Raw genomic sequence first — 21138 nt, 5'->3', positions numbered from 1 at the left:
CTCGATTGTACTGGCGGACGCTGGTTAGCGGGCGCGGCCGTGCGGGCGGTTCGAGCGGCGGGCACGTCGACGATCACGGGCCGATGAGTCGACCGGCTTCGCTGGAGCCTCTGCCTCGGGGAGAGGCTCCGGAGCGAGCAGCTCTTCGGCCTCGGTGACGAGCGTCGCTGACGAGGCGTCGAGCAGCACGGTGCCGCCGACCGACTGGATCTCCCCGGCATCCTCGTGCCTGCGACGAGCGTACTCGGGCTCGCGCTCCTTGATCCAGTCGAGCAGCGGGGCCGCGACGAAGATCGACGAGTAGGCACCGGACCCGATTCCGATCAGCAGGGCGAACGCGAAGTCGTTGAGAGTCGCGCCGCCGAAGATCAGGAGCGCAACGATCGGCAACAAGGTGATGAACGTCGTTGCGAGTGATCGCGGGATCGTCTCCCAGAGCGAGACGTTCGTGATCTGCCGGAACGACCCGCGCTTCATCAACGGGATGTTCTCCCTGATCCGGTCGAAGATGATGATCGTGTCGTAGATCGAGTATCCGAGCACGGTGAGCACCGCCGCAACCGTGGCGGTCGACACCTCTCTACCGAGGAGCGCATAGATCCCGATCGTGATCAGGACGTCGTGCATGAGCGCCACGATCGCCGGGACGGCGAACTGCCACTGGAAACGCAGCGAGATGTAGCCGACGATCAGGAAGAGCGAGACGATGATGGCGAGGATGGCGCTCTTCGCGATCTGACGGCCGAAGCTCGCCGAGACGTTCTTGATCCCGAATGAGTCGGCATCCACGGTTTTCGTCAGGTTCCCCGTGAGCTCGGCCGACTCGTCGGTCGTCAGGGTCTCGGTGCGGATCTGGAAGCTCTTGTACGTGTCGTTCGTCGACGGGCCGCGACCCTGGATGACAGCATTCCCCTGACCGACCTTCGCAGCCTGAAGCCGCACCTGCGTGAGCGACGTCGGCGCCGGCGTCGTGAAGCCGATCTGCGTGCCGCCCTTGAAGTCGATACCGAGATTGAGGTGGAGGATGGCGATCGAGAGCACCGAGACGGTGACGATGGCGGCCGAGAGGCCGAACCAGAGTCGCCGCTTGCCGATGAAGTCGATCTTCAACCAGGCCGGAATGCCGCCGCCCGAGGTGCCGATCACCCTCGGGTTGTTGAGGAGCTTCGAGTCGGCGAGCAGCGAGAGGAACGCGCGCGTGGCGAGCACCGCAGTGAGCATCGAGATCGCGGTACCGATCAGAAGCATCAGAGCGAACCCACGCACGGACGATGTCGCGACGGCGAAGAGCACGAGCGCAGTGATCGCAGTGACGACGTTCGCGTCGACGATCGTCGCGAAGCCCTTCGTGTAGCCGGTCTGGATCGCCGCCTTGACGCTGCGGCCACCTCGCGCCTCTTCCTTGATGCGTTCGAAGATGACGACGTTCGCGTCGGCGGCAACACCGAGAGTCAGCACGAGGCCGGCGAAGCCCGGTAGCGTCAACGTCACGTTGAAGACCAGGATCGCGGCGTAGAGGAACGCGGCATAGACGCCGAGACCGAGCACGGCCACAAGGCCGAGGAAGCGGTAGAAGACGAGTAGGAAGAGCGCTACGAGAAGCAGGCCCACGAGCGCGGCGGTCTTGGCCTCGTCGAGCGAGTCCTTCCCGAGCGTCGCCGAGATCGCGGTCTGATCCAGAGTGACGAAGTTGACGGGGAGCGCACCGGTCTGGAGCACGAGGGCGAGATCCTTCGCCTCCTGGATGTCACCGATCCCGGAGATCTGGGCATTCCCGGAGATGCCGCCGGAGAGCGAGCTGTCGGTGTAGTCGATCTGCGGCCACGACCTGATCTCGCGGTCTAGCACGATCGCGAAATGCTGCGGTGCGTTCCGGAGCTTCCCGCGCAGGTACTCGTTGCGGGTGATCTCCTGGAAGCGGTCGCTGCCCTTGTTCGTGAACTCGAGCGAGACGATCGGCTGGTTCGTCTGCGTGTCGAAGTCCTGCCGCGTGCCGGAGAGCTTGAGATCGGCACCCGTCATCTGAGGCACGGTGGGCGGCGTGTACTTGAAGAGGTAGTACGCCGTCGTGGTGGGAGCGCCGGGCACACCCGGGCAGACCGCAGCCTGGACGCCACACGAGATGACGACGGTGTCCTTCGGTGTCCCGAGGAGCTTGTAGCCGTCGGGCAACGTACCATCGAACTTGTTGAGCGCCTTCACCTTCGTCGAGACAGGGCCGGCGACGAGCTTCTTCTTCTTGTCGAACAGCCACCACTGATCGGATTCGCCGTCGACGAGCGACTGCTGCCCGGCCAGCAACCCGTACACCGAGTCGCGGGGTTGTGGGTTGCCGTTGATGTCCACCGACGGCGAGACGAGGCTCGTCTCGAGGTCGAAGAGCTCGAGCTGCGCAGTCTTGCCGATGATCTTCGCAGCCGCCTCCGGGTTCTTGACGCCCGGTAGCTGGATCGTGATCTGGTCGTCGCCCTGCGTTCTGATCTCGGGCTCCGAGACGCCGAGGCGATCGACCCGGTCGCGCATGATCGTCACCGACCGGTCGAGATCCTCCTTCGTCAGCTTGCGACCCTTCGGCGGTACCGCCTGCTTCGTGATCTCGAGACCGCCCTGAAGGTCGAGACCGAGTGTCGGCGTCTGGTGGAACGGAGACGAGGGAACGACCATGAGGCCGACGCCGACAAGTGAGGCGACGACCATGGCAACGACGACGATGGCTCTGCGGTGGCTCATGTGTGCGGCGGGAAGGCTAGCTGCGCTCGGGTGGTGCCGTTCCCTCTGCAGCACCCGGATTTACAGAATCTTGTTCGCCGTTAACCTCCGCTACCCCTCCCGGGGGCGGTTCGGCCGCATTCTCGACGATTTCGGCCTCGCTGTCGACAACGTCGTCGTCGTCCGGCTCACCGTCGTTCTCGTCGTCCTGGTCGGACTCGTCGGACTCTGCATCTTCGTCGTCCTCGTCGTCCTCGGGCTTCACGACGGTGGCGACCGCCTTCCGCGCGATGCGAACGTGGATGCCCTCCGCGATCTCGACGACGAGGTCTCCGCCGTCCTCGTCGGGCTCGATCTCCTGGACGATGCCGTAGACGCCGCCGACCGTGAGCACTTCATCCCCGACGGCAACCATGTTGAGGAGGCGCTGCTGCGCCTGCGCCTTGGCGCGCTGAGGGCGGATCATGAGGAAGTACATGAGGCCAAAGAGCAGAATTATGATCGGAAGTGCATCCACGAATCCTCCTGGGGGTCACGGGTGAGCCCCGAGAGCGTAGCCGCCCTGAAGTCGTCAAAGACTCCGCAGCGAATCGCATCCCGCGCACCCGCGGTGAGTCGATGAACGAGCCATAGATTATGCAGAGAAAGCAGTCGGAGCCCGAGTATCTCGTTCTGGTTCACGAGATGACGGAGGAAGGCGCGCGAGAATCCGGTGCACGCCGGACAGCCGCACCCCTCCTCGAGCGGGCGGGGATCACGGGCATAGCGGGCATTCCGCAGGTTCATCCGACCGGTCATGGTCATCGCTGTTCCCGTCCGTGCGTTTCGCGTCGGCAGAACGCAGTCGAACATGTCGATTCCAGCGGCGATCACTCCGATGATCCCCTCGACGTCTCCGAGGCCCATGAAGTAGCGGGGTCGATCGGTCGGCAGGAGGGGCGCCGCCCACTCAACGGTCTCGAGCATCTCGGCACGGCTCTCGCCGACGGCGAGCCCACCGAGTGCGTTGCCGTCGAATCCGAGCGCCACGATCTCCTCGATCGAGCGACGTCGGAGCTCCGGATCTGTGCCGCCCTGGGCGATCCCGAATCGCAGTTGGCCTGGGGCGCGGGGAGCATCGATCTGCTGTCCCGCCCAGAGCGTCGTGCGCCTGACGGCGTCCTCGTGCTCGTCGAGCGTCGCATGGGCGGGTGGACAGATGTCGAGGCACATCGCGATGTCGCTCCCGAGCCGCCGCTGGATCTCGGCGACCCCGGCGGGTGTGAAGCGGTCGGCGACGCCGTCGTAGACGGAGCGGAACGTCACGCCGCCGTCGTCGACGTGGAGCAGCGTGTCGCGGAGCGAGAAGACCTGGAACCCACCCGAGTCCGTCAGGATCGGGCCACTCCATCCGGAGAACGCGTGCAGACCGCCGAGTTCCTCGATCAGCTCCTCACCGGGCCGGAAGTGGAGGTGATAGCTGTTGGCCAGGATCACCGCGGCCCCGGTCTCGCGGACCTCCTGTGGATGGAGCGTCTTCACGGTCGCCTTCGTCCCGACGGGCATGAAGGCCGGCGTCGGGATGTCTCCGTGGACGGTGTGGACGGTCCCCGCACGGGCCGCACCGTCGGTTGCTTCGAGGGTGAAACAGGTCACGTCGGCGAGGCTAGTCACAGAATCAGCATCGCGTCACCGAAGGAGTAGAACCGGTACTCCTCTTCGATCGCGAGCTCGTAGAGATCTCGAACGGCATCCACGCCCGCAAACGCCATCACGAGAGCGAGGAGCGTCGAGCGAGGCAGGTGGAAGTTGGTGAGCAGCGTGTCGACTCGGCGAAACTCGAAGCCGGGCAGGATGAAGAGGGACGTTCGCCCCGCGAGATCACCGGCCGAAGCGATCGTCTCGAGCACACGAACCGTGGTGGTGCCAACGGCGAGAACGCTTTTGGCCGCCTCGATTCGTGCCCACGCGTCCGGCGCCACGCGATACCGCTCGCCGTGGAGCTCGTGATCGTTGAGCTCGTCGACCGCCAGAGGCCTGAACGTGTCGAGCCCGACGTGGAGTGTGACGCGCTCGACGTCCAGCGACGCAAGAAGCTCGGGTGTGAAGTGAAGACCGGCCGTCGGCGCCGCGGCCGAGCCAGGATCGGACGCATAGACCGTCTGATATCGGGCGGCGTCGGCGAGCGGCTCGTGGATGTACGGCGGCAACGGCGGCTCCCCCTCCGGCTCCCCGTCGAGACGGATGCGCCAGCGCCCCTCGCCGAGCGACTCGAGCAGCTCGACCGGGCCGAGCCTCTCCCCTGCTCGTAGGCGTCGTGACGGACGAGCGAGAGCTTCCCAGACTCCCGCGCCGAGTGGTTCGAGGAGTAGCACCTCCGCCTGACCACCGGTATCGCGCACGAGATGGAGGCGCGCAGGCACGACCTTCGTGTCGTTGATGACGACCAGGCTGTCTCCCAGCTCAGCCGGAAGATCGGCGAAGAGGCGGTGACGAACGGCTCCGGTTGCACGGTCGAAGACGAGCAGTCGCGACCCGTCGCGGCGGTCGGCGGGCCGTTGCGCGATCAGCTCGGGCGGCAGATCGTAATCGAGCTCAGAGGATCTCATCCGATGGCCAGAGTAGCCTTGTGCTCATGGATGAACAGGCACTGGAGCGAGCGAAGCAACGGATCGCAGCGGCCCGCGAGGGCCGAAACGAGGAAGGTCGGTTCGAAGCGGCACTTCGCCGCTCACGGGAGGAGGTCGAGGCGCTCGGTGCCGCGGCGCTGACGCTTGAGGCTGCGCTTCCCGATCGTGTCGGTGAGGCCGTCCAGGAGGGGCTCCGCCGCGAGGTGCTCTCCGTGGGGCGCAACCTGGCCGAGATCAAGGGCCTGCTCAACAACGCAATCGGTCGCCTCGAGCGGCTGGAGCAGGAGCTGATCGCCGAGCGCAACGCACGGCTCGACGATCTCACCCTCCTTGTCGACCTCGTCTCGTCGGGCTGGCAGGGTGTCGATCGGCGCCTCGAGCGTCTCGAGCGGGGCGACTCGGCCGAGATCGTCTCGATCCACGGTCACCGCGCAGCTGCGTCCTAGGGCGCCAGGATGTCGCCCGGAACGGCCGGCTCGATCCCGGGCCGCCTCGGTCAGGTCTGGATCAGGATCGCCGCGCAGAGCGCAGCCCAGGCGGCGACGGTGATCAGGATCGGAGTGTCGCCGAGCAGGACATTCTCGGGTTCCTCTCCTCGATCGCTCTCCCGCACGAGGTGGAGGTAACGGCCGAGGCCGAAGATGACGAATGGCACGGTGAGGACGAGCGCGTAGGAGTCGCGTGCCGTGAGGGTGTACAGGACGTAGACGACAGCGGTCGCGAAGGCCACGGCGACGAGTAGGCGATCGAGCACCGCTGGTGAGTACCCGGCAAGGACTCGCCGCCCGGGGGTGCGCTCGGCCTCGACCAGCAGCAGCTCGGCGCGCCGCTTCCCGAGCGCGAGGAAGAGCGCGAGGAGGCCGGTGCAGACGAGAAGCCAGGGCGAGATCCTCACGTCAACGGCGATCGCCCCGGCGACGGCTCGGATCACGAAGAGCGCCGCGATCGCGAGAACGTCGATGAGGACGACGTTCTTGAGGCCGATCGAGTACGCCGTCTGGAGCACCACGAAGGCGAACAGGCAGAGCACGGACGGACTGCCGAGCCACGCAGCCAACGCGAATGCCACGGCGAGCAGCGCGCCGACGAGCGCACCGGCGATCCGCGGGCGGAGCTCGCCTCGTGCAATCGGCCGCCCGTGCTTGACCGGGTGGGTTCGGTCGGCCTCGACATCGCGCAGGTCGTTGACGAGGTAGGCGGCGCTCGAGGCGGCGCAATACAAGGCGAAAGCGGCAAATGCCTGCAGCCACTTCAACGGATCGTCGACCTCGGCCGCGAAGATGATGCCCCCGAACAGGAGCAGGTTCTTCACCCACTGCCGCGGCCTCAGGGCGACGAACGCCGCCCGGATCGGCGAGCGCTCGGGTCCGTGCGGCGCCTTCTGCCGGCGTGAGGTGGTCTGCCCGCGCGTCGTCTCTCCACGCGGGATCACGTACGACGCTCGGGCACCACGAGCGTGAAGCGGCTTCCCTGTCCCACGGTCGATTCGAGCTCGAGTCGGCCTCCGAGGGCTACCGCAAGCTCCCGGCCGATCGGCAGGCCGAGGCCGGTGCCGTGGTTGTCCCGCGAAATGAACGGCACGAAGATGCGCTCCTGCTCGTCGGGTTGGATTCCCGGACCGGTGTCGCAGACGTCAATGCGAACCGTGCCGCCGAGGCTCGACGATCCAATCGAGATCGTGCCGCCGTCAGGCGTCCACCGGAACGCATTGGCGAGCAGGTTTGTGAGGACCTGGAGAACCCGATCGCCGTCGGTGACGATGACCGGAGCGTTCATGTCCTCATCGAGCCTGAACGTCAGGCTGCGGCGCCGCGCCTCCTCGCCGAAGCTCGCATGCGCCTGGGCGACGAGCGCTCCGATATCGACCTCCTCGGCGTGCACGGTGAACCGATGCGCGTTCAGCTTGGCCAGATCGAGAACGTCTCCGACGAGGCGCTCCAGACGGATCGTCTCGCTGGCGACGACATCGAGGGAGGCACGCTCCGCCTCGCGATCGTCGAACAAACCATCCCGGATCGCGTCGACGTGACCCTTGATCGCCGTCAACGGCGTACGGAGCTCGTGCGAGACCGACATCAGAAATTGTCGCTCGCGCTCCTCCGTCGCGCCGAGGCGGCCGGCCATCTCGTTGAAACGCCTCGAGAGCTGGCTGATCTCGTCGCCGCCCTCCCCCGCCGGCACCCGTACCGCGTAGTTGCCGGCCGCGATTTCGTCCGCCGCGCTCGACAGGGCGAGCACGGGGCCTGTGATCTTCCGGGAGAGCCACCAGGCCAGCAGCCCTGCAACGAGCGCTCCGACCGCCACGGCAAGCGCGAGACGCGCCACAAGCGGTAGCCATTGATCGCGCAGCTCCGTCCTCGGCTTCGCGACGACGATTGCACCGAGCGCCTCGCTCTCCGGCTCGAGGCGAACGGGTGCGGACGCGGCGAGAAACGCGCGATTGCTCCCGGGCGGCGTGAACTCGAACGTGACCGGCCCCGACAGGTCACGCACCGCGGCCGGCACTGACGCTTCGGCAAGGCGCGTCAGCCCGGTGTCCTGCCCGGGAAAGAGCGACGAGCCGAGGTAGAAGATCCGGTCGCCGGTCGCGAGCTCCAGCTTGGGCGCGGCGAAGTCGATCGAGCCGGATCCCTCGTCGACTGCACGGAGCGCTGCGTCGGCGTAGAGCCGTGAGAGGCCGGCGGCCTCGCGTTTGAGCTCCTGGATCGACTGGTCGCGGGTGTAGGTCTGAAAGAGGCGTAGCGAGATCAGTGCGGCAAAGATCCCTGCGAGCACGATCCCGAGCAGGAACAGGGCCGGCAGGCGGAACCGCAGCGACCGCATCACGATGGGAGTGTAAAACCGCGGCCGGCTCGGCGTCCGATCCCGGGGTTCACTTCAGAGCCTCAGGCCGCGGGCGCAGAGGTGCGATCCTGAGCGACCTTGTACCCCACGCCCCACACGGTGACGATCGGCGACGCATCCTCGAGCTTGCGACGGATCTGACGCACGTGGACATCGACTGTCCTCGTGTCGCCGGCGAACGTGTATCCCCAGACGCGCTCGAGGAGCTGGTCGCGCGTCAGGACGAGCCCACGATGATCGAGAAGCTCCCAGAGAAGCTCGAACTCCTTCGGTGCGAGCTGGATCTCGCGATCGCCGACCATCACCTCACGCCGGCCGGCATTGATCGTCAGGTCGCCGTGCGTGATCTCGTCGCCCTCGTCGCGGCGTCTGTCCGACGACGACCGTCGCAGCACGCTCTTGACCCGAGCAACCAGCTCGCGTGGATTGAACGGTTTCGTGAGATAGTCGTCGGCCCCGACCTCGAGTCCGATGATCTTGTCCACGTCCTCATCCCTCGCGGTCAGCATCAGGATCGGCACATCGGATCCCTTGCGGACGCGGCGGCAGATCTCGATCCCGTCCATATCCGGCAGATTCAGGTCGAGGATGATCAGAGCCGGAATCTCGGCCGCGATGGCATTCAGGGCCGCGCCGCCGGTCCCGACGGCCTTGACGACGTATCCCGCGTTCTTGAGGTAGAGCGTGACGAAGGACGCGATCGCGGCCTCGTCCTCAACGACGAGGATCGTCTTCGGGGTGGTCATTACTGGATCTTGACTGATCGACACGACGACGCGGTCAGGTCACTGATCCCGAACGACGTTTTCGTTGTCTCATCAGGAACCGAATCGAGCTGAGAGTCGCCCACCCGGTAGCGGCCGGTGTCGCCGACGGCGTCGGGATCGCCGTCCATCACGGCGGTTCCGGTTCCTCGCGCCGACACCGATACACCATCGCCGCCCGCGACGATCCGGTACCGCCCGGCCGAGATCCGGAACGTGATATTTCGGCCCTTGATCCACAGGTTCTTACCGCGCGGGACGCCGTTCACCCATGGGCTCCACTGGTCGGCCGGCGTCAGGTCGATGATCTTCAATGACCCCCGGTCGACGCGACCGACGATCACGCCCTTCCCGGTGATCTGGAACGAGCCACGGCCTTCCTTGATCTCGAGCGAGCCGCCCGGTGACCGTGTGGCAGCGGTCGCTATGCCGACCGAGACGGCGAGGGCGAGCAGTATCAGGGCCAGGAGGCGCATGTCTTCGAGAGTATCGGCACCCCGGGTGATCCCGCGATGAGACGCCGGTAAGGAATCTGTTAGCGCTTGGCCTCCGAGCGCGGGAGCAGCCGTCCTGCAAAACAGCAAGAATCGCCGGATGGACGACATCACGACCTTCGGGCGCGCGATCGAGTTCGTCGCCGTCGCGCTGACGCTCGCGATCGTCGTCCGCGTGGTCGCCGCCCGGATCGGATTGCCGACCGCGGCACTGCTCCTGACAGTGACGGCTCTCGCCTCCGATTTCTCCGAACGGCTGGCCGGTCTGCTCACGTTCCAGGACGTTCAGCGGGTCGCGACGCTCGCTCTGATCGTGATCCTCTTCGACGGCGGCATGGGAATCGGCCTGCGCCGGTTCCGCTCTGCTGCCGTGCCGATCACCGTCGTCGGCGTGGTCGGGACATTCGCGACGGCACCTCTCGTCGCCATCGCAGCGCACTATCTGCTCGGATTCGACTGGACGGTCGCACTGCTGATCGGGGCTGCGGTGGCGCCAACCGATCCCGCAGTCACGTTCTCTGTCCTCGCGGGCAAGGAGGTGGAAGGACGCGCCGGAACGATCCTCGAGGGCGAGTCGGGGTTCAACGACCCGGTCGGTATCGCATTGATGATCGGCATGATCGAGCTCGCGATCCATCCCGACGCGTCGGTCGCCGAGGTCGCCGTGGAGTTCCTCCGCGAGATGGGTATCGGTCTTGCCGTCGGAGTCGGGGCCGGAGTCGTGCTCCTCTACCTCCTGCGCCGTGTTCCGCTGCCCGACCGATCCCTCTACCCGATCACGGTTCTCCTCGGCGCCTTCCTCACCTACGGGCTCGCGGCGATCACCCACGGCTCCGGTTTCCTCGCGGTCTTCGTTGCCGGCATCGTTATCGGTGACGCGGCGTTCCCGCGTCGCGCCGAGGTGCGAGAGTTCCACACAGCCCTCGCGGACCTCGGGGAGCTCGCGGTGTTCGTCGCTCTGGGCTTGACGATCGAGCTCGGGTTCATCTTCGCCGACTCACTCTGGTGGCAGGGCCTCGTGCTCGCGGTCGTACTGGGCTTCGTTGTCAGACCGCTGGTCGTTCTCCCGCTCCTGCTCCCCGCCAGGCTCTCACGGGGTGAGCGCCTCTTCGTCACGTTCTCCGGGCTCAAGGGGGCGGTGCCGATCCTGCTCGCGTCGCTTGCCGTCGTCGGCGGGACAGAACAGTCGGAGGAAATCTACGGGATTGTCTTCGTCATCGTCCTGTTCTCGGTCGCGGTGCAAGGGACACTGGTACCCACCGTTGCGAACCGGCTCGGCGTGCCGATGATCGACGCCGACCACGGGCCCGAAGACCGTCAGTCGTAGGTGTAGAAGCCGCGGCCGCTCTTGCGACCGAGCAGGCCGGCATTCTTCATCGTCACGATGCGCGCCGGCGGGGCCATACGCGGATCGCGCGAGAGCGCGTAGAGCGCCTCGGCGGCGTGAACGTGGACGTCGATGCCGACGAGATCGACGAGCGCGCACGGGCCCATCGGCCAGCCCGCCCCGTTCTTCATCGCGGTGTCGAGCGCCTCGGGCGTGATGCGCGCCTCGTCGAGGACGCGGACGCAGTCGTTCAGGAGGGGGATCAGCACGCGATTGACGATGAACCCGGGAGTGTCGTGGCACGTTACGACTTCCTTGCCGAATCGCTCTCCCACCTCGATGACCACCGCCACTGCGACGTCCGACGTGAGCTCCGCCTGGACGATCTCGACGAGGGGCATGAGAGGAGCCGGGTTGAAGAAGTGCATCCCGACGACCCGCTCGGGCCGCGTCGTCGCGGCGGCGATCGCGGTCACGGAGAGCGCCGAGGTGTTGGTAGCGAGAATCGCGTCAGGGCGGCAGATCCGGTCGAGGTCTGCAAAGAGGGCGCGCTTGGGCTCGAGCTCCTCGACGATCGCCTCGATCACGAGGTCACACTCCGCGAACGGCTCGAGATCCGCAGTGGTCTCGAGCCTTGCGATTGCAGCATCCCTCTCATCCGCGGAGAGCTGGCCCTTGTCGACTTTGCGATCGAGGAAGTGGCCGATCCTGGCAGCAGCAGCGGCGCCGAGCACGGATGTCACCTCTCGCCCGACTGTCCGGTAGCCCGCTTCCACGGCGAGCTGCGCAATGCCTGCGCCCATTGCGCCGAGGCCGATCACACCGATCGTCCGGATCTCCGTCACCGGACGATCGTAGACGAGGGATCGATCAGGCCGCTAGAGCATGCAGTTGCGCCGAGCGCAGCCGCAGCAGCGCGACGAGATCACCCGTAGCGCGAAAGGGATCGGTGACGACGTCGGCGCTCGAAGTCGAAAGCGCAGCGACGATTGCCCCGTCGGTTTCCGCCACGAGAACGGGATCGGCCGGGACGGTGCGGTCGACGAGATGCGCGAGCCGCCGGATTGCGGCCGCATCGCCGGGCCGGGCGGAGCGAATGGCGATCTCGCTCCGACCCGCGACCTGGCGTGCGAGGGCTGCCGGAAGGTGCTCGGTCACCCGAGGTACCTGCGCCGGCGAGCCGACTCGTCGATCCGGGAGTCCTTGCCTGCAAAGACAGAACCGAGAGCGACGAGAACGATGAAGACGATCAGTGCGATTTCCATGGCTGCATCTTCGCTGAGCAGGTACTATCAGCACAAGTCGAGGTATTGATGACATCTATTACCCAAGCTGATACTCCTCTTCAGGACACCTGGCTCGGTGTCGAGGTGCGCCATTTGGCGGCGCTCGAAGCCGTTGCACGCACTGGCTCCTTCGGTCGCGCTGCCTCGGAACTCGGCTACACGCAGTCGGCCATCAGCCAGCAGATCGCGGCCCTCGAGCGAATCGTGGGAGAGAGGCTCGTTGAGCGTCCTGGCGGGCCGCGTGCGATCTCGATGACCGAGGCCGGGACACTGCTCCTTCGCCACGCGGAGGCCGTCGTCCATCGCCTCGCAGCCGCCCGCGCCGACATGCTCGCGTTGCGCGCCGGCGAGACCGGATCGCTCCGCGTCGGGACGTATCAGAGCATCGGCTCGCGCGTGCTTCCCGAAGTGATGCGGCGGTTTCGTACGGGGTGGCCGAAGATCGAGATCGGCCTTTCCGAGCCGACCACAGATTCCGAGCTCTATGCCGAGATCGAGAGCGGCCGCCTCGACCTGGCGTTCTGTTCGGCACCGCTGCCCGACGGACCGTTCGACGCTCTCGAGCTGATGCGGGATCCGTATGTTCTTCTTCTCCCGGCAGGGCACCTGATGGCGGAGCGCGCGACCTGCTCGCTGTCCGAGCTCGACGGGCTGACGCTGATCGGATCAGGAACGTGTGCGAGCGGGCTCGAGGCGGAGAAGATCCTGCGCGACGCCGGCCACGTTGTCGAGTACGCGTTTCGCTCGGACGACAACGGTACCCTCCAGGGGCTCGTGGCGGCGGAGTTCGGGGCGGCCCTCGTCCCCCTTCTGGCGGTCATTCCCGGTGACGATCGCGTGCGGGTCGTGGCAATCGAGCCACCCGTTCCCGATCGAGTCATCTCGGTCGTCTGGCATCGCGATCGCGTTCGGTCGCCGGCCGCCCGCGCGTTCGTGGAGATCGCCCTGGCGGTCAGTGCTGGCGTGGAGACGGAGCTGGCCGCGTCGTGAGAGCGAGGTCACGCGGCGCGCGTCGCCGCAGCCGTCGCCGCCGCTGGAGCGGTGGTCTCGGACTCATCCAGGACGGCCACCCCCTTGCAGAACAACGCTACGAGCTCGGGGCGCTAGCGCCTCAGAGGCGTTCGACGATCGCTGCGATGGCCTGACCCTGACCGATGCACATGCAGGCGAGGCCGTAGCGCGCTTCCCGGCGGTCGAGCTCGGCGAGCAGCGTGGCGGTGATCCTGGCGCCCGTGGCACCGAGGGGGTGGCCGAGAGAGATGCCGCCGCCGTTCGGATTGACGTCTCCTGCGACCCAGCGCTCGTGCAAGCCCGTGTCGGCGAGCGTCTGCAACACGACCGACGCGAACGCCTCGTTGATCTCGATCACGGCCATGTCGTCCCAGCCGAGACCCGCCCGGCGAAGCGCCTCGGCACACGCGATCGGGTTGCCGTGCAGCATCCGGTACGGGTCGACGCCCGCGATCCCGAACGAGACGAAGCGGGCGCGTGGCGTGACGCCGAGGCGTGTTGAAGCAGCCTCGCTCGCAATCAGCATTGCCGCCGCGCCGTCGACGATCTGGCTCGAGTTGCCGGCGGTGACGACGCCGTCGTCGAGGAAGACGGGTTTGAGCGATGCGAGCTTCTCGGCGGAAGTATCGCGGCGCGGCGCCTCGTCCTCCGTGAACGAGCTGCCGTCCGGGAGTGCGACGGGCACGATCTCTCCCTCGAACAGACCACCGTCGATCGCGGCCACGGCGCGCCGATGCGACTCGAGCGCGTAGTCGTCGAGTTGCTCGCGCGCGAGACCCCACTCCTTCGCGATCTCCTCGGCCGAGATGCCCTGCGGCACGATCGGCCAACGATCGCCGAGCCGTGGGTTGAGGAGACTCCATCCCTCCGGCCCGAGGTTCGATCCCATGGGGACACGTGACATCGACTCCACACCGGCCGCAACGACGACATCGAGGTGCCCGGCCCGGATCGCCGACGCAGCGTTGAAGGCGGCCTGCAACGACGAGCCGCACTGGCGGTCGACCGTCGTCGCGGCGACCGACTCCGGCCAGCCGGCGACGAGGGTCGCGATCCGGCCGACGTTGAACGCCTGCTCGCCGACCTGGGTGACGCAGCCCATCTGCACGTCCTCGACCTCGGCCGGGTCGAATCCGACCCGGTCTGCGAGGCTCGTCAAGACCCGAGCGGCGAGGTCGTCGCCACGGACGACTGCAAGGGCTCCATTGCGGCGACCGATCGGCGTTCGCACGGCGTCGATGATGAGCGCGTCCGTCATACGAGGAGCGTAGCGGCGATCGGCCCGCGGCCCTCCATCATCTAGCCTGTCCGTGACGGCATTCGACAAGGAGAATTGACATGGCAGTCGCGGCAACCGGAGTCGACGAACAGCTCCTCATCGGTGGGGAATGGCGGGAGGCGGCGAACGGTTCCCGCTTCGACGTGACGGATCCAGCGACCGGCGAGCTCGTCGGCTCGGTGCCCGACGCAGGCGAGCCGGATGTCCGCGCCGCGATCGACGCCGCGGCGGTCGCGCTGGACGAGTGGAAGTCGCTGCCTGCGCTTCAGCGCGGGCGCATCCTCCGCGCCGCCGCCGACCTGATCCGCGAGCGCAAGGACACGATCGCGCTCGTGATGACCTCGGAGCAGGGCAAGCCGCTCGCCGAGGCAGCGGGCGAGGTCGACTACGCCGCCAGCTTCCTGGAGTGGTTCGGCGGCGAGGCGGAGCGCGTTTACGGACAGATCGTGCCCCCGATGAATCCTGCGAGCCGCGTGCTCGTGCTGCGTCAGCCGGTCGGGGTGACGGCCGCGATCACGCCGTGGAACTTCCCGGCCGCGATGATGACGCGCAAGCTCGGCCCTGCGATGGCAGCCGGGTGCACGAGCGTCGTCAAGCCTGCAAGCGCAACGCCCCTTACTGCGGCGCTGATCCTGCGCGCGATCGAGGACGCGGGCACGCCACCCGGCGTTGTCAACCTGATCACCTCCCGCTCTTCAGGCATGGTGGCAAAGCAGCTCTTCTCCGACGCGCGCGTGCGGAAGATCTCGTTCACGGGTTCGACCGAGGTCGGCAAGGAGCTGATTCGCGCATCTGCCGACCAGGTGAAGCGGCTCTCCCTCGAGCTCGGCGGCCATGCCCCCTACGTCATCTTCGACGACGCTGATCTCGACGAGGCCGTCGACGGGCTGATTGCCTCGAAGTTCCGCAACGCCGGCCAGACCTGCGTATGCGCCAACCGCACCTACGTCCAGGCAGGCATCTATGACGCGTTCGTCGTAAAGCTCGCCGAGAAGGTGGCGAAGATGGTCGTCGGCCACGGGACCGAGGAAGGCGTCACGATCGGCCCGCTGATCGACGACGGCGCCGTGGACAAGGCCGACGAGCACGTCCAGGACGCGATCGCGCACGGCGCGCGGCTCGTCGTCGGTGGCGAGCGAATCGAAGGAAACGGGTCGTTCTACGCACCCACGGTGCTCGAGGGCGTGACCCCGGAAATGCTGATCTCGACCGAGGAGACATTTGGACCCGTCGCGGGCGTCACGCGATTCGAGACCGAGGAGGAAGCGATTCGTGTCGCCAACGCGTCGATCTACGGCCTCGCCGCGTACTTCCACACCCGGGACTACGCGCGGCTCCTCCGGGTTGCCGAGAAGCTCGAGTACGGGATTATCGGAGCGAATACCGGGGTCATCAGCGCGGCGAACGCACCATTCGGCGGCGTCAAGGAGTCGGGCTACGGCCGCGAGGGCGGTTCCGTGGGGATCGACGAGTACCTGGATGTCAAGTACGTCCAGGTCGGAGGTGTGGGGCTCTAGCAGACCGGCGGCGACCTGTCACCCGGCTATTCTCTCGCCGTGGCGCTCTTCTCCAGCAAGCCCTCCGCTCCAACTGCAAGCGATCTTCGTCGTGAGCGGCGGGCGCTGCTCATCCTCCGCGACGAGAGGTTCCGGGAGCTCGGCGGCCTGACGCTCGAGATGTACCGCCGCGACCACTTCAACGAGACGCTGATCGTCGAGCGGTGCGCCGAGCTCGTGGCAATCGAGGCCCGGGCGAGTGAGATCGAGGCGCTGCTCCAGGGCGCGCGTGGTCTCCGCCGCCAGGGCAGCGCGATCTGCGCCTGTGGCGCCCCGTTGCTCATGGGGGCGCGCTTCTGTCCGAGCTGCGGCCGATCTCTGATCGAGGAAAGCGCCCAGGCGGAGGCGAGCGGGTGACACAGTGCCCACGCTGCGGCGGGGGTATCTCCGTGGGGCAGGAGTTCTGCCTGGAGTGCGGCCTGAAGCTCCCGGTCGCCGGACGTGTCGGATCGGTGCCTCTGGATCGTCGCAAGGCATCACTCGCCATCTTGCTCGCCGGCATCGTCGCTGTCGCCGGAGGAGCTCTCGCCATCGGACTGACGCGCGAGACTGCGACAGCCACCACGATCCTCACGGCGACGGGCGGCAGCGAGACCGTCAAGGCGCCGACGGTGACGAACGCCTCGAGGCTCGAAGAATGGCCCTTGGAGAGGAGCGGCTGGACGATCGTGCTTGTCTCCGTGCCGAAGGTCGAAGGCCGGGACGCCGCCGTCGCACGCGCCGCCGACGCGCGCCAGAAGGGCCTGAAGGGAGTTGGAGTGCTCGATTCCTCCAAGTTCGCGAGCCTCCACCCCGGCTACTGGATGGTCTTCAGCGGCTTCTATCCGAGCGAACCAGAGGCTGCAAGCCATCTGCGCGATGCAAAATCGGTTCAGCGCGGCGCACGAACCGCCCGGATCAGCCGCTGAACGTGTTGTCTCTTCTGACGAGATCGAAACGGAGTTTGTAACACGGACCGAAACCGGGTAGACTCCACGTGGCGGGAGCGGATTTTCCGCCTATATTCCCCATTTTCACAGAAGCGAGACCCAAACGATGGAAGATCATGTCGTCTACTTGCAGTCCTGCATGTATCAGTACTCGCGGGCCGTCTATCGCTCGATCAAGGATCTGATCGATCCGTACACCGATCGGCACACGCGCCTCGAGTCACGGCGGGCAGTTCTCGAAGAGTGCGAGCTCACGATGTCGCGCCTAGCAGCCGACCCGCAGTACTTCGCGCGCCCCGATCGTGCCCTGTTCCAGGACATTCGCCGCTACTTCCCCATCACCGCGCAGGCACAGGTCGCCTGGGCCGTCCGTGAGGGCGTCGGGGCAGCGATCGCGTTCGTCGAGCAGCAGATCGAGGCAGGAGCGTTCGACGGCGGCATCGCTCGGTGTAAGGCCACGACCCGCAAGGGCAAGGCATGTCAGCGCACACCGCTGCCGAGTCGGGACTACTGCCCGTCGCATCAACATCTCGAAGCGCGCACGTCGCTCGCCGCCTAGCCACCTCGCAGCGCCGACGTCAACCCGATCGATCCTCCGGGATCGGTCAATCACCCGGGCGGCACGGGCTGTAAGCTCGAACACACGATGTCGCACGACACCGACAAGCTCATCCGTCAACTCTCGCTCGTCGCCTTTCTGATGGCCGAGCGCCGTCCGCTGACCGCGCGCGATGTCAAGGGCAACGTCGAGGGCTACTCGGAGATGTCCGACGAGGCCTTCGCGCGTCGGTTCTACTCGGACCGCGCGGAACTCACCGCGCTCGGCGTCCCCCTTCACTCGCACCGTGACGAGTTCACGGGTGAGGAGCTCTACACTCTGCGGTCGGAGAACTACTTCCTCGATCGCCTCGACCTGAAGGACGACGAGCTCGCGGCGCTCCAGACAGCGCTGTTCTACCTCGACGGGAAGTTCGCCTACGCAGAGCCGCTGCGGCTCGCGCTGCAGAACCTCGCTCTCGGCCGTCCCGGCTTCCACGAGGCACGAACAGACACCGCCGAGCGCGTGCGCGTGAGCGCTCCTGACTACTCTCCCGAGTTGGCCGGTCGCCTCTCCAAGCTCGAGTCGGCAATCTCGAAGCAACGCACGATCAAGTTCTCGTACTGGTCGCCGCAGCGGGACAAGGTCGGTGAGCGGGCCCTCAATCCCTATGCGCTGCGCCTCGACGAGGGCATCTGGTACGTCGTTGGCCAGGACCTCGACCGCGCTGCTGTGCGGACGTTCCGCGTCTCACGAATCCGCAGCGACATTCGTTTCGCCACGCGCCGCGAGCGCGACTTCCGGTTGCCGCCCGAGTTCGATGTCGAGGCGCACCGCGTGCCGCGACCGTGGCAGATCGGCGAGACCGCCGGCAAGGCCCGGATCGCTGTCCAGGGCGACACGGCCTGGTGGGTGCATCGGACCCTGTCGGACGCCGGGTCCCTCGTGGACGGGGTGTTCGAAACCGACTTTGCGAACGTCGAGCCGCTCGCCGGCTGGGTGCTCCGGCAGAACGGCCGGGCCATCCCTCTCGCTCCCAAGGCGTTGCGCGATGCGGTCTCCGACGGACTCGCCCGTCTCCGAGACGGCCACGACGGCGATGTCCCTGTCCTTGCCAGGGAGCGTCGCATCGAGGCTCACTCGGACCGGGGCGACCGGCCCGTTGGCCCGATCGCGCCCGAGCGGTTCGGAGTCCTTCAGGCGCTGCTCGCTCACGTCCTCTCCGCGTGCGGTGAGGGACGCGACGCACGACTCGATGCCAACGATCTTGCTTCACGCTTCTCGATTCCCCGCGAGGAGCTCCAGGAGACGCTGTCGCTCCTCAACCTCGTCAACTTCGGCGGCGGCTGCTATACGGTCTACGCCGAGGTCGACGAAGACGAAGGGATCGTCCGGGTCGACAAGGAGCTCTACGGCGACGTCTTTCGGCGTCCCCCGAAGCTGACGCCTCTCGAGGCCCGCGCTATCCGTCTCGCCATTGACTACGTCGGGCCGACAATCGCTGCGGAGGCCCACACGCCGCTCGATCGCGTGCGGAAGAAGCTTGAGGAGACGTTCGGGCAGTTCGACCTCCCTCGAGCCCCGTCCGGAGATGCCGAGGACGTCGAAGAGAAGCTCGTCCGTACCCTCTCGGACGCGGTGGAGAAGCGTCTCGTCGTCGAGATCGAGTACCTCAAGGAGGGAGACGAGAATCCGACAACACGTTCGGTGGAGCCGTACTCGTTCGAGCGCGAGCTACCCGTCTGGCGCGTTCACACGTGGGATCGCACGGCCGACGGACCGCGCACCTATCGACTCGACAGGATGCGGTCGGCGACGATGACGACCGAGTCGTTCGAACCGCGCGACGGCTTCGACCCCCGCTACCTCCACGAGCAGCGGATCGCACGACTCTGGCACTCACCCGTCGTAGCGCGCTGGAAGCTCGAGCGCGGCGCTCGAGCTCTGACCGACAAGGCGGCCCTCTCGGAGATCCAGTTCAAGACGGACGAATGGCTGCTGTCCGAGGTACTCGCGGACGCAGGAGAAACCATCGTGCTCGAGCCGAGCGACATGCGGGCGAGCGTCGCTGCGCGCGCCAAGGAACTGCAATCGGAGCTGGGCGTCACGACGCGTCGGAAGCGGCCGGCAGCACGAGCCTGAATGTCGCGCCCCAGTCGGGACGCGACTCCACCTCGACCTCTCCCCCGTGCTCTCGGGCGATCTCTCGTACCACAGCGAGGCCGAGACCTGACCCCGATCGGGCGCTCGTGGCGCGCACTCCCGGCTCGAAGATCCGCTCGAGGTCTTCGGGCAAGACTCCCTCGCCCTCGTCGATGACCGAGACCAGACATGAGCCTCCCCTACGCGTCGCCGCCACGGTGACTGTCGCCCCTGCCGGTGAGTGCCCGATCGCGTTCCCGATCAGGTTGTCGAGGGCCTGACGCAGGCGGGTCGCGTCACCGATAACCGCGAGCGCGGTGTCGGTCTCCGGTGCCACGACGATCGACGAACCTCCGAGAGTCGCAGTTTCACACGCATCCAAAGCGATTCGACCGAGATCGAGCCGCGTCAGCCTGAGCGTCGCTTCGGTGACGTCGGTGAGCAGGCGCTCGAGGCTCGCACCCGCCGTGCAGGCCAGCTCCACGAGACGGAGCCTCGTCGAGTAGTCCGCGTCGGCATAGACCTCCGAGATCGCAAGGAGCGCGGCCACCGGGCTCCGCAGCTCGTGAACGAGGACATCGAGCCGGGTTCGCATCACGATGAGCGCTCGACGATCTGCTGTTCGGCCCAACTCGCCGCGTCGGCAAGGATCGAGTCGTCGCTCGATCGGAACGGCTCCAGGTGCTGGAGAGCGCCGCGACCTCCCGTGTTGCCGAGGGCGTGGAGCGCGTTGCGCTTCAGCCAGCGCGCGTCATTTCGAGGCACGTAGAGGCGGTCGAGCTCGCCGACGAGATCGCTCCCTGAGCGCGTGAGCCAGTCGATGAGCGAGACGTTCGACATTGCATCGTCGGCAAGCTCGACACCTGCGCGCCGCTTCTCGACCCCCCGATTCCAGGGGCATACGTCCTGACAGATGTCACAGCCGTACACCGAGGCACCGAGCTCGGCGCGGTAGTCCTCGGGAACCGGCGCCGGTGCCTGCGTCCAGTACGAGAGGCAGCGATTCGCATCGAGCACCCCGGGATCGTCGAGCGCTCCCGTCGGGCACGCATCGATACAGAGAGTGCAGCGCCCGCAATCGAGGTCGAGGGGTGGCGTCGCCTCCACCTCGACGTCGGTGATCAGCGTGCCGAGGACAACCCACGATCCGTGCTCACGCGTGATCAACATCGTGTTCTTGCCGTAGAAGCCGAGCCCCGCTCGTCGCGCCCCCTCGCGATCGACGTGTTGATTGGCGTCGACGAAGACGCGGTACCTGCCACCGAGGCTTCGACCGAGAGCATCGAGGCGTTCGCGTAGGAGCGCGTAGTGGTCACGCCACGCATACCGCGGGAGGCGCCCTTCACCGGCGCCCGCGTCGGGGCCATCGACCCAGTAGCAGAGCGCTGCCGAGATCACGGTTTTCGCCTCCCCGTCGAGATGGAGCTCCGGGTGGCAGGAGATCTCGGGGTGGGCCATGGTGAACTTCATGTCGGCGAAGAGGCCCGTCGCACGGCGCTCGCGGATGTGCTCCTCCGTCCCCGTGTACGCCGCTGCAGGGGACGCGCCGACTGCATCGAGGCCAACCTCGATCGCAAGCTGGGCGAGCTCCGCCGCCGTCACGGCAACCGTCTCAGGCAACAGGCGCACATGGCCCTAGGTTCCGTGTCG

General features: G+C 66.8%; 21 protein-coding genes. 8 read left to right on the top strand and 13 right to left on the bottom strand.

Annotation, left to right across the window (positions count from 1 at the left end; genetic code table 11):
* Positions 1 to 24: 24 nt before the first annotated feature.
* Genes secD through queA form a run of 4 tightly spaced genes read right to left on the bottom strand, consistent with a single transcriptional unit; the run spans position 25 to position 5297 of the window.
* Positions 25 to 2730 carry a protein translocase subunit SecD gene (gene secD / locus ABIR74_RS10530; protein WP_348177826.1) on the bottom strand — a complete coding sequence of 902 codons (2706 nt, stop codon included), beginning with the start codon at positions 2728 to 2730 and terminating at the stop codon, positions 25 to 27.
* A gap of 16 nt (positions 2731 to 2746) precedes the next feature.
* Positions 2747 to 3226: a preprotein translocase subunit YajC gene (gene yajC, locus ABIR74_RS10525; protein WP_348177824.1), complete on the bottom strand. Its 480-nt coding sequence runs from the start codon at positions 3224 to 3226 to the stop codon at positions 2747 to 2749.
* A complete protein-coding gene (tgt, locus tag ABIR74_RS10520) occupies positions 3205 to 4362 on the bottom strand; it encodes a tRNA guanosine(34) transglycosylase Tgt (RefSeq protein ID WP_348177822.1) in 1158 nt (385 codons plus the stop codon). The genes yajC and tgt overlap by 22 nt, the downstream gene beginning before the upstream one ends.
* On the bottom strand, positions 4359 to 5297 hold the full coding sequence (queA, locus tag ABIR74_RS10515) for a tRNA preQ1(34) S-adenosylmethionine ribosyltransferase-isomerase QueA (protein ID WP_348177820.1): 939 nt from the start codon (positions 5295 to 5297) through the stop codon (positions 4359 to 4361). The genes tgt and queA overlap by 4 nt, the downstream gene beginning before the upstream one ends.
* A 26-nt stretch (positions 5298 to 5323) precedes the next feature.
* Between queA and ABIR74_RS10510 the strand changes: the two genes are divergently transcribed.
* Positions 5324 to 5764, top strand: a complete 441-nt coding sequence (locus tag ABIR74_RS10510) for a hypothetical protein (protein WP_348177818.1) — start codon at positions 5324 to 5326, stop codon at positions 5762 to 5764.
* 50 nt (positions 5765 to 5814) lie between these two features.
* Here ABIR74_RS10510 and ABIR74_RS10505 read toward each other — a convergent pair whose 3' ends face one another.
* The 4 genes from ABIR74_RS10505 to ABIR74_RS10490 form a co-directional block, all read right to left on the bottom strand.
* Complete coding sequence (locus tag ABIR74_RS10505) at positions 5815 to 6750, bottom strand: decaprenyl-phosphate phosphoribosyltransferase (protein ID WP_348177816.1); 936 nt, start codon at positions 6748 to 6750, stop codon at positions 5815 to 5817.
* Entirely contained in the window at positions 6747 to 8141 is a 1395-nt protein-coding gene (locus ABIR74_RS10500; RefSeq protein ID WP_348177879.1) for a HAMP domain-containing sensor histidine kinase, read from the bottom strand. The genes ABIR74_RS10505 and ABIR74_RS10500 overlap by 4 nt, the downstream gene beginning before the upstream one ends.
* A gap of 62 nt (positions 8142 to 8203) precedes the next feature.
* Positions 8204 to 8908, bottom strand: a complete 705-nt coding sequence (locus ABIR74_RS10495; protein WP_348177814.1) for a response regulator transcription factor — start codon at positions 8906 to 8908, stop codon at positions 8204 to 8206.
* Positions 8908 to 9402: a hypothetical protein gene (locus ABIR74_RS10490; protein WP_348177812.1), complete on the bottom strand. Its 495-nt coding sequence runs from the start codon at positions 9400 to 9402 to the stop codon at positions 8908 to 8910. The genes ABIR74_RS10495 and ABIR74_RS10490 overlap by 1 nt, the downstream gene beginning before the upstream one ends.
* Before the next feature lie 118 nt (positions 9403 to 9520).
* Between ABIR74_RS10490 and ABIR74_RS10485 the strand changes: the two genes are divergently transcribed.
* The gene (locus ABIR74_RS10485; protein WP_348177810.1) at positions 9521 to 10747 is read left to right on the top strand and encodes a cation:proton antiporter; all 1227 of its coding nucleotides are present in this window, start codon (positions 9521 to 9523) and stop codon (positions 10745 to 10747) included.
* Here the strand turns inward: ABIR74_RS10485 and ABIR74_RS10480 are convergent.
* Both ABIR74_RS10480 and ABIR74_RS10475 read right to left on the bottom strand, forming a co-directional pair.
* The gene (locus tag ABIR74_RS10480) at positions 10738 to 11592 is read right to left on the bottom strand and encodes a 3-hydroxyacyl-CoA dehydrogenase family protein (RefSeq protein WP_348177808.1); all 855 of its coding nucleotides are present in this window, start codon (positions 11590 to 11592) and stop codon (positions 10738 to 10740) included. The two genes, ABIR74_RS10485 and ABIR74_RS10480, sit on opposite strands and share 10 nt — an antisense overlap.
* Positions 11593 to 11617: 25 nt before the next feature.
* Complete coding sequence (locus ABIR74_RS10475) at positions 11618 to 11905, bottom strand: hypothetical protein (RefSeq protein ID WP_348177806.1); 288 nt, start codon at positions 11903 to 11905, stop codon at positions 11618 to 11620.
* 221 nt (positions 11906 to 12126) lie between these two features.
* On the opposite strand from ABIR74_RS10475, the gene ABIR74_RS10470 reads away from it, so the two are divergent.
* On the top strand, positions 12127 to 13023 hold the full coding sequence (locus ABIR74_RS10470; RefSeq protein ID WP_348177804.1) for a LysR family transcriptional regulator: 897 nt from the start codon (positions 12127 to 12129) through the stop codon (positions 13021 to 13023).
* Between the two features lie 121 nt (positions 13024 to 13144).
* On the opposite strand, the gene ABIR74_RS10465 is transcribed toward ABIR74_RS10470, so the two are convergent.
* Positions 13145 to 14302 (bottom strand): thiolase family protein, encoded by a 1158-nt coding sequence (locus ABIR74_RS10465; protein ID WP_348177802.1) that lies wholly within the window; start codon positions 14300 to 14302, stop codon positions 13145 to 13147.
* An 80-nt stretch (positions 14303 to 14382) separates the two neighbouring features.
* On the opposite strand from ABIR74_RS10465, the gene ABIR74_RS10460 reads away from it, so the two are divergent.
* The 5 genes from ABIR74_RS10460 to ABIR74_RS10440 all read left to right on the top strand — a co-directional run bounded on the left by ABIR74_RS10460 (position 14383) and on the right by ABIR74_RS10440 (position 19488).
* Positions 14383 to 15840, top strand: coding sequence for an NAD-dependent succinate-semialdehyde dehydrogenase (locus ABIR74_RS10460; RefSeq protein ID WP_348177800.1), 1458 nt, complete (start codon positions 14383 to 14385; stop codon positions 15838 to 15840).
* Positions 15841 to 15879: 39 nt separating this feature from the next.
* On the top strand, positions 15880 to 16236 hold the full coding sequence (locus tag ABIR74_RS10455; protein ID WP_348177798.1) for a zinc ribbon domain-containing protein: 357 nt from the start codon (positions 15880 to 15882) through the stop codon (positions 16234 to 16236).
* Positions 16233 to 16787: a hypothetical protein gene (locus ABIR74_RS10450; RefSeq protein WP_348177796.1), complete on the top strand. Its 555-nt coding sequence runs from the start codon at positions 16233 to 16235 to the stop codon at positions 16785 to 16787. The genes ABIR74_RS10455 and ABIR74_RS10450 overlap by 4 nt, the downstream gene beginning before the upstream one ends.
* Before the next feature lie 127 nt (positions 16788 to 16914).
* Entirely contained in the window at positions 16915 to 17367 is a 453-nt protein-coding gene (locus ABIR74_RS10445; protein WP_348177794.1) for a hypothetical protein, read from the top strand.
* 87 nt (positions 17368 to 17454) lie between these two features.
* Positions 17455 to 19488 carry a WYL domain-containing protein gene (locus ABIR74_RS10440; RefSeq protein WP_348177792.1) on the top strand — a complete coding sequence of 678 codons (2034 nt, stop codon included), beginning with the start codon at positions 17455 to 17457 and terminating at the stop codon, positions 19486 to 19488.
* On the opposite strand, the gene ABIR74_RS10435 is transcribed toward ABIR74_RS10440, so the two are convergent.
* Both ABIR74_RS10435 and queG read right to left on the bottom strand, forming a co-directional pair.
* Positions 19451 to 20083: a HAMP domain-containing sensor histidine kinase gene (locus ABIR74_RS10435; protein WP_348177876.1), complete on the bottom strand. Its 633-nt coding sequence runs from the start codon at positions 20081 to 20083 to the stop codon at positions 19451 to 19453. The genes ABIR74_RS10440 and ABIR74_RS10435 overlap by 38 nt on opposite strands.
* A complete protein-coding gene (gene queG, locus ABIR74_RS10430; protein ID WP_348177790.1) occupies positions 20083 to 21090 on the bottom strand; it encodes a tRNA epoxyqueuosine(34) reductase QueG in 1008 nt (335 codons plus the stop codon). Before queG ends, ABIR74_RS10435 begins: the two co-directional genes overlap by 1 nt.
* Between the last annotated feature and the right edge of the window lie 48 nt (positions 21091 to 21138).

Source organism: Gaiella sp., assembly GCF_039915195.1.
In the GTDB taxonomy this organism is placed as follows: Bacteria; Actinomycetota; Thermoleophilia; order Gaiellales; family Gaiellaceae; genus Gaiella.
Note: the sequence above shows the minus strand (reverse complement) of the source record. Positions and strands in the feature narration are given on the sequence as shown.

Excerpts from the sequence above, each read along its gene's own strand:
- secD (WP_348177826.1), bottom strand. The coding sequence starts at position 2,730 with ATGAGCCACCGCAGAGCCATCGTCGTCGTTGCCATGGTCGTCGCCTCA.
- queA (WP_348177820.1), bottom strand. The coding sequence starts at position 5,297 with ATGAGATCCTCTGAGCTCGATTACGATCTGCCGCCCGAGCTGATCGCG.
- ABIR74_RS10510 (WP_348177818.1), top strand. The coding sequence starts at position 5,324 with ATGGATGAACAGGCACTGGAGCGAGCGAAGCAACGGATCGCAGCGGCC.
- ABIR74_RS10500 (WP_348177879.1), bottom strand. The coding sequence starts at position 8,141 with ATGCGGTCGCTGCGGTTCCGCCTGCCGGCCCTGTTCCTGCTCGGGATC.
- ABIR74_RS10495 (WP_348177814.1), bottom strand. The coding sequence starts at position 8,908 with ATGACCACCCCGAAGACGATCCTCGTCGTTGAGGACGAGGCCGCGATC.
- ABIR74_RS10490 (WP_348177812.1), bottom strand. The coding sequence starts at position 9,402 with ATGCGCCTCCTGGCCCTGATACTGCTCGCCCTCGCCGTCTCGGTCGGC.
- ABIR74_RS10485 (WP_348177810.1), top strand. The coding sequence starts at position 9,521 with ATGGACGACATCACGACCTTCGGGCGCGCGATCGAGTTCGTCGCCGTC.
- ABIR74_RS10465 (WP_348177802.1), bottom strand. The coding sequence starts at position 14,302 with ATGACGGACGCGCTCATCATCGACGCCGTGCGAACGCCGATCGGTCGC.
- ABIR74_RS10460 (WP_348177800.1), top strand. The coding sequence starts at position 14,383 with ATGGCAGTCGCGGCAACCGGAGTCGACGAACAGCTCCTCATCGGTGGG.
- ABIR74_RS10445 (WP_348177794.1), top strand. The coding sequence starts at position 16,915 with ATGGAAGATCATGTCGTCTACTTGCAGTCCTGCATGTATCAGTACTCG.
- ABIR74_RS10440 (WP_348177792.1), top strand. The coding sequence starts at position 17,455 with ATGTCGCACGACACCGACAAGCTCATCCGTCAACTCTCGCTCGTCGCC.
- ABIR74_RS10435 (WP_348177876.1), bottom strand. The coding sequence starts at position 20,083 with ATGCGAACCCGGCTCGATGTCCTCGTTCACGAGCTGCGGAGCCCGGTG.